Source organism: Flavobacterium eburneipallidum (genome assembly GCF_027111355.2).
Classification (GTDB): Bacteria; Bacteroidota; Bacteroidia; order Flavobacteriales; family Flavobacteriaceae; genus Flavobacterium; species Flavobacterium eburneipallidum.
In genome coordinates, this window is sequence record NZ_CP114291.2 from 2,852,909 (window position 1) to 2,867,598 (window position 14,690).

Annotated in this window: 11 protein-coding genes; all 11 read right to left on the bottom strand. The window is 35.7% G+C overall.

Annotated features, from left to right (window positions below):
- Nucleotides 1-182: 182 nt before the first annotated feature.
- Nucleotides 183-989: a PRTRC system ThiF family protein gene (locus OZP15_RS12055; protein ID WP_269225684.1), complete on the bottom strand. Its 807-nt coding sequence runs from the start codon at nucleotides 987-989 to the stop codon at nucleotides 183-185.
- On the bottom strand, nucleotides 989-1,699 hold the full coding sequence (locus OZP15_RS12060; protein WP_281336226.1) for a PRTRC system protein B: 711 nt from the start codon (nucleotides 1,697-1,699) through the stop codon (nucleotides 989-991). Before OZP15_RS12060 ends, OZP15_RS12055 begins: the two co-directional genes overlap by 1 nt.
- Before the next feature lie 12 nt (nucleotides 1,700-1,711).
- Nucleotides 1,712-2,869, bottom strand: coding sequence for a hypothetical protein (locus tag OZP15_RS12065; RefSeq protein WP_281336227.1), 1,158 nt, complete (start codon nucleotides 2,867-2,869; stop codon nucleotides 1,712-1,714).
- 20 nt (nucleotides 2,870-2,889) lie between these two features.
- Nucleotides 2,890-3,108 carry a PRTRC system protein C gene (locus tag OZP15_RS12070; RefSeq protein ID WP_269225688.1) on the bottom strand — a complete coding sequence of 73 codons (219 nt, stop codon included), beginning with the start codon at nucleotides 3,106-3,108 and terminating at the stop codon, nucleotides 2,890-2,892.
- Nucleotides 3,109-3,126: 18 nt separating this feature from the next.
- The gene (locus OZP15_RS12075; RefSeq protein ID WP_269225689.1) at nucleotides 3,127-3,663 is read right to left on the bottom strand and encodes a PRTRC system protein E; all 537 of its coding nucleotides are present in this window, start codon (nucleotides 3,661-3,663) and stop codon (nucleotides 3,127-3,129) included.
- A gap of 24 nt (nucleotides 3,664-3,687) precedes the next feature.
- A complete protein-coding gene (locus OZP15_RS12080) occupies nucleotides 3,688-3,870 on the bottom strand; it encodes a hypothetical protein (RefSeq protein ID WP_281336228.1) in 183 nt (60 codons plus the stop codon).
- A gap of 16 nt (nucleotides 3,871-3,886) precedes the next feature.
- Nucleotides 3,887-4,960, bottom strand: coding sequence for a DUF932 domain-containing protein (locus tag OZP15_RS12085; RefSeq protein ID WP_269225691.1), 1,074 nt, complete (start codon nucleotides 4,958-4,960; stop codon nucleotides 3,887-3,889).
- A 44-nt stretch (nucleotides 4,961-5,004) separates the two neighbouring features.
- Nucleotides 5,005-5,397, bottom strand: coding sequence for a single-stranded DNA-binding protein (locus OZP15_RS12090; RefSeq protein WP_269225692.1), 393 nt, complete (start codon nucleotides 5,395-5,397; stop codon nucleotides 5,005-5,007).
- An 896-nt stretch (nucleotides 5,398-6,293) separates the two neighbouring features.
- Nucleotides 6,294-6,764, bottom strand: a complete 471-nt coding sequence (locus tag OZP15_RS12095; protein ID WP_269225693.1) for a hypothetical protein — start codon at nucleotides 6,762-6,764, stop codon at nucleotides 6,294-6,296.
- 2 nt (nucleotides 6,765-6,766) lie between these two features.
- Nucleotides 6,767-11,056 carry a DUF6443 domain-containing protein gene (locus OZP15_RS12100; RefSeq protein ID WP_281336229.1) on the bottom strand — a complete coding sequence of 1,430 codons (4,290 nt, stop codon included), beginning with the start codon at nucleotides 11,054-11,056 and terminating at the stop codon, nucleotides 6,767-6,769.
- A gap of 95 nt (nucleotides 11,057-11,151) precedes the next feature.
- Nucleotides 11,152-14,676, bottom strand: coding sequence for an RHS repeat domain-containing protein (locus tag OZP15_RS12105; protein WP_281336230.1), 3,525 nt, complete (start codon nucleotides 14,674-14,676; stop codon nucleotides 11,152-11,154).
- Nucleotides 14,677-14,690 lie beyond the last annotated feature (14 nt).

The window sequence follows — 14,690 nt, forward strand, 5'->3', positions numbered from 1 at the left end:
AAAGAAAAGAAGTTGGATAAAGCTCAAAAAAAGGAGGATACAGAATATCCTCCACTAATTTCGCAACCTTTTTGGTAAAATGGGAGCATTCTCCTTTTACCGAATTGGTTGCTTCCTTTTTACTGCAAAAAGACTTTTCCGACCATCGGAAGGAAGTGTCTTTTTGCAGCCCGATTTTGATTTTATCCAACGGCAATGGGTTGCGACCTAAAATCCTTCAAATTGAGAAAAAAGCCTCTATTATGGGTCAATCCGTTACGAAATAAACCCCATAAAAGGGAACATCCCATTTGTGCCAATGTCGAATTAACGTACAAATCTTGTTTTTCCAATGCTTCAGCAAGGGAGCAACTTGGAGTATCGTCCTTGGCTTCAGACTGTTTCAGCAGTTCCGCAAATTCTTCGGTTACCATTGGCAAGTTGGAAATGGTTTCGTACTTTTCGGAATGAGGTTGTTTTATTGTACCAATGGTGGATAGCAATACTTGTCCTGTATATTGGCTGTTGCCAAAATCCATCCAATAGCGTGGACGATTGAAATACGCATTACCATTGTGGCTTTGTTTCAATATTTCGGCAATTTCAAAACGAGCTTTGACAGTGTCCACACAACTAATGTAAATGGTTGCTCCTGTGTGTTCGGGCAATTTTCCCAAACTGCTTTTTTCGAATTTTATGGTTTCTGCTTTCCAGTTTGTACCCGACCAACGGTTGGCTCTGTTAATTAAGGCTACCGATTTATACAATCCTGTTTCGCTACTGGCAAATCGCTGTCTGCCCAAATTGGCTTCGGTTACCACGTCATCATCCCACAAACGGACGTTTAAACCTGCGTGACCCAATGCCATGAGGCTGTGATTCATTTCCATGAGGGCGGTCAGCACCTTTGAACCCGTTCCTCCTGCTCCAATAAGGTTTACTGTAATGGGATTGGTGGGATTGATTAAATTGTTGTCCGTAAAATGGACTTTTGTTTTTTCAGAATTCATCACAACAAGTTTTTTAAGGTTTTGGCACTCATTTTTAATACCTCTTTAGGGAAAGCTTTGTTTGTATTTATAAGGCTTTCCCAAAGTGTCACACAGTTTCCTTTTATCGGATTATAATCAGGCATCAGATGACTGAAATAGCTTTTGAAAAAATAGTCTTCCCATGTGCTGGTAAATTCTTCCACTAATACAATATTCTTTATCTGAACATTTACCGTTCCCATACATACATTTCCATTTTCGTACACATTGAAAAAAGGAGCATTGTATAATTTTGTGTTTTCGGTGGGTCTTCGGTTAGTACCCAAGGCAAAGACAATAAGACTAGTTTTGTTGGCAATCCATAACATTGGAGGCATATTGGCGATTCCATTTGAAATCCCTAAATTTTCCGTGAAACACAGTTCTCTTTGCATCGCTTTGGTAAACCAAATTACTTTATTTTTAATGGGGTCTAGATGCAAAATAGTGTCGCCCATTATTCCCTCTGATTTCAAACAAGGTTCTTTTTGTTCATTTGCTATTTTCAATGCCTTTGCGAGTTGATTCGCTTCTTTTAGCGTTAAAGGATGCGCATTAATGGGATTACCATTTTTATCCATGTCAAAATATTCTACGTAGTTGTCCGAATTCATTCCTTTGGTTTGGTAAAATACCAATGCTGATATGGGATGATACAGTGTTCCGAAATTTTCTGTTATATCTTTCATCACTATTATTTTTTAAAAATTGTTCAGGAAACCTATTAATTCTTCTAAAAGAGCAAATAATCGATTTTCAAAATCGAGATTGTTTTCGGATATGTCACTTCCGTCAAAACGTTTCAAAATGAAGGGTTCTTCGATCTGTCCGTATTCTTGTAACGCATTATTCACGCTTTGTATGAGCTGTTGATTTAGCCCTCCATTTCCCTTTGCATAAAATGATACATAGTAGTCCATTGTTACAGTATTCTCGAAATCGTCAACATCTTCTGCTTCTTCGTTGGTTCTCGCATTTCGAAATACATTTTCATTCGGATATTGTTCCAAAAGAGCTAAAGCTTCTTGCCCTAATTTCCAACAATCAAGGTCTAAAATGTCCTTGCATTGCAAACGGTTCAATCGTTCTTTGAAATAGGTTAAGTTGGCAGGGTTGAAAATCTTTTTTTCCATTCGGTCGCCAATCCATTCTGCTTGGTCAAATTCGCACTTATAAACAGGTGTTTCTTTGTTGTCTTCTTCATCGTTTAGCCATTCTTTTAGCATTTCGTATTGGTAATAAAGAAAATTATCTTCCTGTCTATAATAAGGTATGTTGACTATATGATAGAGATAACTACAGACCGATAACAAAAGCTTTGCATTAGGTTTCTTTTTTTTATTTTTCAGCAATCTGTACAGGGGAGCTACAGGAATATAATAAAGCGTAGCCCCTGTATGGTAGCGTTCTTCACTTGTGAAAAATATTTTTTCATTCTGCTGTACGAGTTTGACTTCTTCCCAATCTTTCACTTTGTTTTTTAATTGTTCCTCCATATTCCATAATGCCAATGCCATATTATAGGGATAACCGTAAATTTGTGTTGGCATCGGTTTAATTTGATAATGTTCAGCAAGTAGGGAAAGAGACTGATAAAAATCCCTTTCTATTTTTGCTGTTTTCTTACAAGCCTGTACCGTTTCCATTTCAGCCAGTTTTGGGAGAAACGAGTTTCTTAAAAAACCATCGGCATCATGGGTATCGGTACGGACTGCTGTTTGTCCTTTTGGATTTCGCTGGCATCCTTTGTCCGTTGCATCCAGTTTGCGAACTCGTTTAACTGACGATGCAATTGCTTTTGTTTTGGCTCTTTGGGTAGGCGTATCGTACCCGCTATGATAGGTCGTTGCATGAGTCATCTTTTTTTATTTTTTATGGATTAACCTTTCGTTCCGATGGCACTTTCAAAACGGTATTGTACCGTATCCTCTTTTATCAGAGGTGCAGAAATTTTGGCAGTAGTGAGCATGGGATACGTATTGGAATAAAAATTCAATACTGCCTGTACACTCCATTTTGGCTCTGGGTCTGTTAGTTTTATTTCCTGACCTTTATCAATCAGGATGAATACTCTGTCTAATTGTGTTGTTAATAACATGATTACTACATTTTGAGGTTAAACATTTTCTTGTTCTGCACCAAAAAGGCTTGGCGATGCAAACTTGTCGGACAGTTCTTTTTTGCGCTTGTTTATGGCTTCGGCATGTTCAGAATAATCGTTGGGATTGGGTATTTTCATCCAAGCCTCACGAGGTTTGCCCTCTTTGTCCAATTCATCTGCCTTGGTCATTGCTTCTTGATACTTTTTGTCCTTTTCGTCCTTTGTTTTTTTCTCCTTTTCGGATTTTTCCTTTTCCATTGCCGATTGCTTTTGGGCATTTTCCAGTTGCTTCATGAAAGCTTCCATGTTTACCATTAAGCCTGATGCAGATTGCAAAGGATGCGTAACTCTTTCAAAAAATCCCTCGTCCAGTTCTTCTGCTGTCCCCCTCAAATTTAAAGGGGGTATCAGTTGCTTTGCCTTGTCTCCGCATTGTTCGTTGTGGAGCAATATCGAAACTACAAGATTGTTTTCCACTCCTTTGGATATGGTTAGCTGTAAATCGCCAGTAATTTCTAATTGTGCGATTTGATTGAAAAAATTTGCTTTCATTTTTTTAAAATTTTAAAGTGTAGTTCATTTTTTTTTTAACTCCATTAACTTTTGGTGCATGTCCGTCCAATACGCTTTCTGTCTTCTGTCAAAATCAGAATCATTTTTGTCCTCATGCTCATACTCTTTGTACTCTGTAGTTACTTTGATGGCTTCATCAAGGTCGGTTACTTCAATTAGGCAACCATTTAGGTCAGATACTTTCATTGGTTTATCATTTAGGTCAATTGAAATGAAAGACATCCGCCCCCATCTTTGAAAAAGAAGTACACAATTCAAATGCTTTTTGTGATTTCAGCTGTGCCGTACCGCCCATTATAATGGATTGCAATTTGGCTTCATCATCTTTGTAATTGCGTACATTTTGGTAGTAGCCTGTTACCGCATTGTAAGCACCGAATAATGTGCCTCTTGTGGTTTCCATTTGTTGGCTCTCTGATAGCATGGCAAAAGAAAATGTATCTTCAACAGTGTTTTTAAACAAGGTAGACATTTCGTCTTCATTCCCTTTTTTGATATGCTCCAAGGTTTCCTTATTGGGACATAGTGCCAGTTGTATTAATTTTTTAACTTCCATATCCGTTACCCTTACTTTTGCCCATTCGTTAAAAATTCCTTCCAGTTGGTTGCTGAACTCGTTTGCCAATCCCATTACTTTGTGTGCATTGTCCAATCGTTGTTTAGCTCCCGAAGTATGGCGGATGCGTACCACATTGCTCATGTTTCGAAGTGAAGCGTTCAACGTGTTTTGACAAACAATTCGAATGGGTGTAAAAGCGGCTGTTATGCTTCCGCTTCCATCGTGAGAAGTGGTCAGAAAAATATATTTTTCCGTTACGTCATCGCCATTCCCTACACGAATGTAATCGGGCAGTTTTGCAGTTATAAAAATGCGTTCCCCATTACCCAATGCACCTGCGGTCTCGTATAAAATCCCATCAGTTCCACCTACAATCGCATCAAAAAAGCCAAATGCTTCTCGATTCTGCACAATGTGATACTCTTTGCCAACTACGCCCAATACCGAATTGCTATCAGTACGTATGGTGGCAAAATAGTTGGGTACGTGCAGTTCAGCATTGCCAATCACAATGTCGTTTGCAGTTTCTATGATGCCTGAACTTTTGGCATGAAGAGGTGTTTTGACCACTTCATAATCAAGTCCTGCGTGTTTGATGGCGCCCGAACTTGTAGGGTAGTCTTTTACAATTTGCCCCAATCCGTGCCAAGCCTTTTCTTGAACGCCAAAAAATGAGTGACGTCCCGTTTTTTCGTTGAAATTTAAATTGTGTGCCATAATGTTGAAATTTTAAAGTTGTTAAAATGATTAAATGATGGTGGTTAAAATGGGAGGTCGTCCGTAGGTTCCTGCTTTTCGACCTTATTTTTTTCTTGTTTAGTTGTAGCTTGTGCATTTTCTGTTTTCTTACCGCCTCCGTGTGATTTGATGGTAGAAACATTAAAATTCAAACTCGCTTTTAGCTCGCCGTCATTAGCAGTCCACGCTCTTGCGCTTACTCTTCCAGTAAGTTCTACCAATGTTCCTTTGGTGAGTATCTTGGCTACATTTGTGCTAATCCAATAAGAGCAGTCAAAATAAGTAGTCTGTTCGATGCGCTCACCTTGTTTGTTGCGATACCCATCGTTAATGGCTACTGAAAAATTGACCACTTGCTTTTCCTGTGACGTTGTGCGTACCTCCGCATCCCTTGTCAGTCTTCCGATGATGTTCATGATTATAAATTTTTAGATTACATTTTTTTTACTTTACATATTCGGCAATGAGAGGAGGAGCTGTTTCGTTTCACTCTATTACCATTTTCAATGCTGTTGTTTTTCATAATTGACATTTTTTTTATTCGTCTAAAGAGCCGGAGTATGCTTTGTTTCGTTTCAGGAGCATAAAAGGTTAGTGTTTAGCAGCAACAAGGTTTTGTCAAATAAATACAACCCTAATGGGTGGAGATTTTTTGACAAACCCGTAGGGCTTGACCTTGTTTCTGCGTTAAGAACACGTAAATACCTTTGCTCTTGAAATGGACAAAGAGCATACTGGTTCTTGAATAAAGGAATTTGTGGAAACCGTGAAAAGGTATTCAGTAAATGGTTAATGGTGATTTATGAACCTGTTTGATGTGGTAAAATTTCTAGTACCCTTTTAGTTCTAGAATCTTTTTAAAATATATCGCTTTGGAAGCATTAAAAGGATAAATGCTTTGGCAGAAGATGTTCATGCTTAAATACATTCGCTCTTAACTTTCTTTGCACGGGAACACACCAAAAGAAACAGTTGAAGGAAAACCGTTGGATATAAACCATTACATAATTCACTTTAAGAACCAAAAGACAATGAGAATCACCCAAAACCAACAAAATAGATGTAAAGGCTGTAATAATCTTAAACAACAAATCCTAATACCAGATAATTCCAGCATTAGGTATTTAATCTTTCAAAGTATTGAGTTTTTTTGACTTTACTTTACATTATCATTTTTAAATGGAGCGTGTATTGTCTTGCTTTCCTACTCTCGTTGGGTGCTATTGGAATGGGTGCGAAGTCAGAGATATTCGCACAGCGCATCCGACTTGATAACGTTCGTTTTTTAAGGAACACTTCGAGCAGCGGGTGTTTATTGTGTATCATCACTATTTACTGTTGGTTTCTTATACTTTTTTGCTTCAAAATAAAAATAAATAAAGAGTAAAAAGTGACTAAAATTAATGCCAATCGCAAAAGTATTATCTCCTTTAATATAATTAAAATAAGAAAAAATATTAAAAATTTTCACTGAAAATTGAACAAGTTTGTCTCCTGAATTAATCAAATAAAGAGATAAGTCAGGACCAATAATAAGTTTATAAGTCAATCCTAAAAGAATAACACTGAATGATTGTATTAAATTTATAATCCATAAAAAAACAAACGCCTTTTTTAGATATTTTTCCTCAAAAATAAAATATATAGGTAACAAGCAAAGTATGCTAAAAAAGATAAGAAACAATGTTTCAAAATTAAAACTAGATGTAAACATATCGACAACGTTTATTATAAAACAGACAATATAAATAATAGCACTATAAATTAAAATTGATTTTTTCATTTTTATCTAACAGGATTTATATCAGTACCACTAGTATTATTTTGATTAAAATAATCTTGAGCAACGCCTTTCAAATAAGACATTATTAAATTACCAAAATCTTCCATATTGTTTCCAGCTTCCGTCAAGTTTGCTTCTATATAAGCTCCTAAAGCATTTATTCCAACTTTAGTATCAGCTTCTTTATTTTGTCCATTGACACCGCTAATTTCTCCGGTAAAGGATTGAATGTTTAACTGTTGATCTCCATTTTTCATATTATAACTACCTTCTGCATTGAAAGTTGTAAACTGACCCTCTGCAACATTTTGACCTGCAACTGTTGCATTTCCATTTACCTGACCTACTGTCATCCCGTATTCTATTCTATCGCCGTCAATACATACCGCAAGACCAATATTAGCTTTGTAAGCTGTTGTTGTACTATTTACCTGTCCAAATTCATTTCCTGCTGACCTTGAAGAGGATTGTTCAATTCCAATTCCCATTCGTAACATTGGAACACCTGGTCTAGAGTTTTGTGGTTTCGATGACTGATTTTCCATTGTATTAACAATAATATTAGTCGTCATATATACGGGTTCTCTATTTACTATATCTTGATTAGTTGTTGGTTGACCTTCAAGACCTTCAAGTTCAATTTTCCATACAGGATTGTTATGAGCAAATTGATATGGAGAGATTGACATATATTCTTCAGTGACTGGGTCTACACCAAAAAATCTACCAATAGCCATATCGTAATTTCTATATCTGAACGTATCCCAGTTCAAGCCTAGCTCGTCTTGGCGTTCTTGTCCAAGGAACTTATACTTTAAAGCATCATTAGTTGAGTTTTTGACAATGTTATAACCTTGTTGTTTCAATCCAAAAGGATAATAGTTACTTTCTTCCTGTATATTTAAGTTTTTGTCATAACTCAAACGTACATTGCCTAAATGGTCTTTGTATTGGTACACATATTTATAAGAACTTTGGCTAGGTTCTACATAGCCTTCGGCAGTTGGCATAAACTGCAAAGTCCAATTTCCTGCATTAGGTTTCAAATACTGATAGCCTCCTAAATAATTAGTACGAGTTATTGTTGCACCTTGGGTAACTATTTTTTCCACTTTTTGTCCTGCTGCATTGTAAATGTACTCAATGTTTCCTGTACTACCAAATACTATTTTGGTTGGTAAATTAAGGTGATTGTAGATGATATTAGTAATATTTTTGTTGTTGTCTTTGATCATATTACCATTAGCATCATAACTAAAATCATCTACTGTATTGGTAGCACTGTCTTTAAACTCATCCTTAAAATTTGTATTATTAGCCACAGCATCACTCACTTTCATTAATTGATTGCTGGCATTGCTATTTTTATAATCGTAGGTTAGATTGTCAATTTGTACTGGCGCAGTATCAGTAAGACTTCCAAAACGATTTAAATGCATAATATTACCGTTTTTGTCATAGGTCATATTTTCATTGTAAGCGTTCAATGCACTGCCTTTTTTGTAAATACCTTCCTTAAGACGATTCAGGTCATCATAACGATAGCCATAGGTTCTCAAAACTTCATCTGAATTAGTCAGCCATTGGGTTTCGGCAATATTTCCGTTGTACAAGCCTTTTACATTCGAAATTCCAGATGGAATCGTGTTGTAATTGATAGCAAAGGCAAATAAATCTTTAGGGTCTGAACCTTGTTGTAGTGCCGATACCTTGTTAATGCCTTTCAGCCAGCCTCGAATGTTATAGGTGTAATCCACTTTTTGGGTATTGCCACCAATAGCTTTAGAAGTCAGTTGTCCCAATTCGTCATACGTATTGCTAACAATTTGTTCTACTGTACCGTCGTTAATTTGATGGGTTTGGGTAAGTAATCTTCCTTGCTGGGAATACGTAAAAGCATCTTTGGTTTTTAATTCGGTACTGTTCACATCTCTTTTGTGAAAAGTGATGGTGTATTCTGGCTTTCCTATAAAATCCAACTTGCTGTTAGTATAAGTGTATCCTCCTAAATAATTAGCATTATAAGTTTGAACTGGTCGGGCTTTTTTATCATAAAATGTCGTGGCAACTTCCCCTAATGTTGCCGAAGTTGCTGTTGGAATACGTGTCCAGGATCCTGTAGCTAATCCTTTTACTTGTGCATAATTTGAAAAAACTGCTTGGCTTTCAATTGTAGTAGGGATAGTAGCTACGCCAGGAAATGTATAATTGTCATAATAATTTACAGTCAGTAATTTAAAAGTGGTAGGTACTACGGTATTCGTATAATAAGCTGGAATGTTATCAATAGAACCCGAAGTTTGTTTACTTTCGTTAAAAGTAGTAGCTGAATTTAAAGCGTTTTGCTTTGCTATTCTACCATCACTGTTTACTGTGGTTGATTGTTCCCAACCTGTATAAACGGGTCTGTTTAAGGCATCGTATTTAGTTATCATCCAACCCACAACAGCTACAGAGGTATCGTTAAAAGGGGATAAGGCTGGGCCAGTTGCTACCACTCGATCTAGCTTGTCATAAAGAATAAATTCCCATTGTTTGCCAGGTAATTTCTTTTCTACTAATCGGTTTCTGTTATCGTATTTGTATTGGTAACACAGTTCATCAAAACTGGTAGTACCTCCAGAAATAATTTTAGCGCTAACGGTACTGCCTGTTTGAGCATGGAAACCGGGAAGCAAACTAATGCTATTCCCTGCTACCAAATTAAGCGTATTCCCAGATGTAGTCACCGCTGTAGAACTTACGTTAGGCTGCGTAGTTGTGGTTCCCGAAAAAACCATCTCTGCTGCTTTAGGAGGAATAACGTAGGTTAGATTTCCAAAATCATCATAAACATAATAAGTATCGTGTTTTTCATTATTGCTGCCAGTACCTACAGCTCCATAGGTTCTTTTTAACAGTACCTGACCTTGCTTGTTTTTGAATTCTACTGTAGAACCATTTAGCTCTGTTGGAGCAGCTGCTGTATTTTCGTCATAGGTTATGTTTTTATACAATTCGTTGGCATCGTAAAAACCATCGTCTACTAATGTTGGCGCATAAGTGTTATTTGCATAACTTAAACTGACCGCAAAGTTTCTTACTTCATTGCTGGTGTTAGTATGATACTTTAGCTTTATTTCGTGTCCATTATTTAATTTCCAATCCTCTCCAGGAGCAGCTTGTTTTAAAACCCTATTAAGTGGTGAAGCTTCGAATTCTTTTTGTGAGTAAGGATTTGGTGAAGCGGTGTTAAGTTCCGTTGGATGATGAGCGTTATAATAGGTGTTTGTTGCCGTGAGCGCATCTGTTTTATAGATACCATAATTGTAATTTTCGGCAGCAGCATACGGCAGATATTCCTTGTCTTGCCTGCCGTAGTTGTCATAGCCTATATGTGTAATTAGATCCTGTCCATTACCTCCGCCACGAATGATTATATTTTGTTTGGGTCTGCCGAGTCCATCAAAATAACTAATAGTTTCTGTTTTATCCCCAACCGGAATGGCATTTACAAGATCACTTTCGGAATACGGTTGCTCGTATTGGGTTGTACGTATAAAATTTTCATTATTCTCTACCAAGCAACCTTCAAATGTACCTGCTTCATACGGACAAGCATCTGAATTGTTGCTTACATAACCTGATGGCTGGGTATAACTTATAACGGTTGGACTTTGACCTCCAAAACCGTCACCATCAGAATCATAATACCATGTAGGTGGCGGAGCAATAGTATAACTAACACTACTGGAGTTGATACTCCAAGTACCATTACTATTTTTAGCTCTTAAATAACAAACAGAACCGTTTGTTCGGCTTATTGTACTACTGGAATTAGCTTCACTAAAGCCATTGCTAGTCTCTTGCCAGTACCAAGTTACATTCGCGGGAGGTGTGCCCACTTTAGCCAAAGTTACTACTCCCATCGTATTGCTTTGTATTATAGGAGTTAATGGTGTAGGGGCATCAACATTTAGTACAGTTATAGAAGTGTATATATAATCTATAATATTACTATCATTATCAAAACAAGTTATGCCTAAATAATAGGTTCCAGGACTATCCCATCTTATATCCGTATAAGGGAGATATCCCTGACTTTCATCTACTAAAAAAGTAGCACCGTCAGATTCCCAACCACCTGCAAAAAAGGTATTAGTGGAGTCAATAAGAGTATAGTGGGCTACATCGCCTAACGAAACTTGAGTTGGACCTGATATACTTTGTGCATGTATGCTTTTAGTACTAAAAAAGAGCACGACTAATAGCATCAAAAATTGTAATTGTCTTTTTTTATATTGTATAGGCATTGTTATACTGTTTGAATTATTTATTTACCATCATAAAATCAATATCTCATCCTGAAATTTATTTTCAGGACTTAATATCATATAATAAGTAATTACTATTTTCTATAATGATATTGATTGGAAGAAATAATTTTACCATCGGCATCCTTAATATGCTTCAAGCGGTTTTCACTATCATATACATAATAAGTAGTATAGCCTTTAGGGTCAGTCATACTAGTCATACCTATAAGGGGGTCATAGGTATATACGCTAACCAAAGCCTGAAGAAGTCCATCCTTTATTTTTTCAAGCTCTAATCGTTTAGAAGCTTCTGAAGTCGTAGTACTATTTATAATGGACATATTTAAGTTAAGGGCATTTATTTGTGATTCAGTTGCATTCTCTACTTTAGCTACAGGGTACTGATTATTATAGCCCCAAATGAAAAAGGTATGAGAACCGTCTTTTTGGGTAACTTCTTTTATGTTTCCATTTGGATAATAACTGATATATTCCATCCGTGTCTCCAAAGGAGCAACTCCTTTAGAAGTTTGAACCAATTCAGGTAAAATGAGATCATTACTCCATTTTTTATAATCCGTCCGCTCTGTATTTAATAATTCATTAGTGCTTGATACTCCATCCTTATTTGTGTCTTTATAAGTAGTTGTTTCTATAACAGGAGAAATAATATTTTTGGTTATCATTTCGTTGTAGGGAGCTGTAGTTGCAAAATCATGTGGGTATTTATAATTGGTTCTCAACCATTTTCCATCAGATGTTTTAGCAATTTTAGAGGTTACTTTTTTGTGATAAGGATTGTCATAATTAAGACTATCCACACTTACAATTACACCTCCGTTTTCTGTATAGTCTGTTTTAGTTACTTTATCTACCTCATACCATTCTGACCAATTCACAGAATAAGTAATTCTGTCTCCGTTCAATTTATCCAAAAAACAAGTAGGGCATGGATCAAATTTACTCACTACATTATCCATATTTATTCCAAAAAGGTACTCTTTTTTAATCGTTTTAAAAGAGGTATCGGTTTGTTGCACCAGACTTCCTTGTGAATTATAGTGTCTAATCCTAGTTACATCGCCTAAATTTAAACCTCCTATAATGGGGTCTGTATTATAAGAAACAAAATCTCGAATACTTCTAAATTCATAAGAAGTTTTGCCTAAATTTCCGTTTTCCTCTACTAATTCAAATACCTTATTGTAAGCAGTTACTCCAGACAAACTATTAAATCCTTGTGTATGAAGTGAATTGGAAGTACGGTACATATAAATTCCAGCAGCACCAAAATCCCAGTAATTAACTTCTAGTCCCACTTGACAAGTCATAAAACGATTTTTATAAAGATCTTTTATTTGATAATCTTTACTTTCCGAAATGGAAAAACCAGTAGATTCTCCTCCCAATGTGCCATCTTCGGTATAAATATATTTTTTGGATATTAACTTGGTTCCTGTAAAATCAAAATTTTCTGTTTTTGAGATACGTAAACCTCCAATGGTTTCCTTGGTTATAGGAGAAGAAGTGGTTGTTCTATTAATTACTACTAATCTTATGAATAAATCATAAATCGGACTCACAACTAATTTATAATTACCTGCAGCAAAATTTCTTGTCCCTCTTACAAGAGTTTGTATTGGATTTGTCAGATAAAAAGTTTCTATAATAGTTCCTGAACTATTTTTTAACCAAGCAATGGGTTCTACATCTGAAACTATTGGCAATTCAGCAGTACTGAAAGCTGCCGGTTCTGCCTGTAAAGAAATATCGTAGGTTTTAGCACTAGAAACAGAAAAATTAGATTCATAAACATCTACGTTTGTATTTAATTCACCTTCATTAAGTGTACTAGCTATGGTTTCTATATTTTCTATTAATTCAATTTCATTTGTTTTGCGTTGATTGGGTTCAAAATTAAAAATAGTCCATCCCCCCGTAGGATAAGTTATTTTTTGTATTATTCCACACCTTGAATAAAGTCCCGAATTATCAGGCACTCTTTTTACTCCTTGAAATATTGTACCATTATATGTTACTTCTGGAATAAGTGTCGACATACTATGACTTGGGTTTTGATAATAAAAATCTCCTATTTTTTTTTCAATTATTCCAGGATTGTAATAGCCCCACTTATCCACTTGAGTGGTGTATTTGCTAGGCATGGATTCCGAATTGTAATATTCGAATTTATAAGGTGACTTACCCACTTCGGTTATTGATTCTAATTTTAAACGACAGTAATTGTATCGGTTTTGAGATCCATTTGTTGTGTTTTGAGTGGTGGAATTAAAATAATCATGAATTAGAGAAAAAGTTTTTACGCTATAATTACTATTAAAAATTTGAATCTGTGATAATTTACGCCCTCCATATCCATTATTATAGGCTTCAATATCTTTTCTCTTGTCGGTATTAAAATTGGAGACAAAATCAATCTTACCTCCATTAAATACTATACTCTCTAATGTGATTTCATCTATGATTTGTTTTGAAGCATTAGTATATCGGTAGGTGTCATCAAAAGACACTCCCTCATCTACACAAGTAATATTACCTTGACCATCTTCATAAATAACATCTTGTGTTGAAATTCGTGTGTAGCGATCTGCAATATCATATCTTGTTTGAGAAATATTTATATTGCTATATACTTTTCCATGTTTGACATAATTAAAGCTAATTCGTTCAGTATTGGGCGCTTCAATGTAATCTAGATACCATGAACTTATTGGATAATTTTCTGTTCTTTTGAAGGCATACAAACGTAAAAACGCTGTACTAGGATCTCCATCATCAATTCCCATATAGGGACCTAAACCTTTTAATTTATCTTCCGGTAGATTTATATTATTCGTATAAAGGTTTTCTGTTCTTTCCGCGGTTCCAAAATAGTATACATAGCCCTCTGGCGTAGTGATTTTCCATTTAGGATTACCATCAATACCATCTTCAGTACTAATAACTTCAATCTTTAATCCATCTTCTTTTTTCTTATACACTACAGAGCCTTGTGCTTTCTTGCCTAATACAAAACTTCCTGAATAGCCTGCAAAATTGTAATTAAAAATATCGGGTTCTAAATCTATTTGTCCGTCTTTTGCTTTAAAAAAATACTGCGCTACTGGATCTAATAGTTTTCCATTATCTTTTCTTGTATTAAAACTTAAATTTTTATAAATTTCTTGATCAAAGGGTTCGTCTTCAGGTAATTCATCAGGAACTAAAAGAGCAGCTGCATTATAATACCCCTCTCCTCCTTTACTGCCAAAAACTGAAAAATCATCAAGCCCTCTTATGGTTCTTGTAATCACACCACCCGCATTGAGCGACCAACCCAATCCTACCCAACTAGCATCCTGATTGACTCTAACATTGGAGTTATAGCTTAAACTTATATCTAATTGATGTTGATTGGTCTTAATTTGATAAATAGGAATATTAATATTAGGCTGACCAGTAAAATAACCAATCGGAATATCACCATATGCACCAAGAGCTGCTGCCGTAGGAGATGGTGGTATTACTTTTGTAGTAGAATAATTATTATTATTTTGCTGCGAGTATAAATGGATAATTGTAGTAATAAAAAGTAATAGCGTAATTTTATTTTTCATTTTTCAACAAGTTA

Bases quoted from the DNA above. Each gene is read 5' to 3' on its own strand.
- OZP15_RS12070 (WP_269225688.1), bottom strand. From the start codon at position 3,108: ATGTTATTAACAACACAATTAGACAGAGTATTCATCCTGATTGATAAA.
- OZP15_RS12085 (WP_269225691.1), bottom strand. From the start codon at position 4,960: ATGGCACACAATTTAAATTTCAACGAAAAAACGGGACGTCACTCATTT.
- OZP15_RS12100 (WP_281336229.1), bottom strand. From the start codon at position 11,056: ATGCCTATACAATATAAAAAAAGACAATTACAATTTTTGATGCTATTA.
- OZP15_RS12060 (WP_281336226.1), bottom strand. From the start codon at position 1,699: ATGAAAGATATAACAGAAAATTTCGGAACACTGTATCATCCCATATCA.
- OZP15_RS12075 (WP_269225689.1), bottom strand. From the start codon at position 3,663: ATGAAAGCAAATTTTTTCAATCAAATCGCACAATTAGAAATTACTGGC.
- OZP15_RS12105 (WP_281336230.1), bottom strand. From the start codon at position 14,676: ATGAAAAATAAAATTACGCTATTACTTTTTATTACTACAATTATCCAT.
- OZP15_RS12095 (WP_269225693.1), bottom strand. From the start codon at position 6,764: ATGAAAAAATCAATTTTAATTTATAGTGCTATTATTTATATTGTCTGT.
- OZP15_RS12065 (WP_281336227.1), bottom strand. From the start codon at position 2,869: ATGACTCATGCAACGACCTATCATAGCGGGTACGATACGCCTACCCAA.
- OZP15_RS12055 (WP_269225684.1), bottom strand. From the start codon at position 989: ATGAATTCTGAAAAAACAAAAGTCCATTTTACGGACAACAATTTAATC.
- OZP15_RS12080 (WP_281336228.1), bottom strand. From the start codon at position 3,870: ATGAAAGTATCTGACCTAAATGGTTGCCTAATTGAAGTAACCGACCTT.
- OZP15_RS12090 (WP_269225692.1), bottom strand. From the start codon at position 5,397: ATGAACATCATCGGAAGACTGACAAGGGATGCGGAGGTACGCACAACG.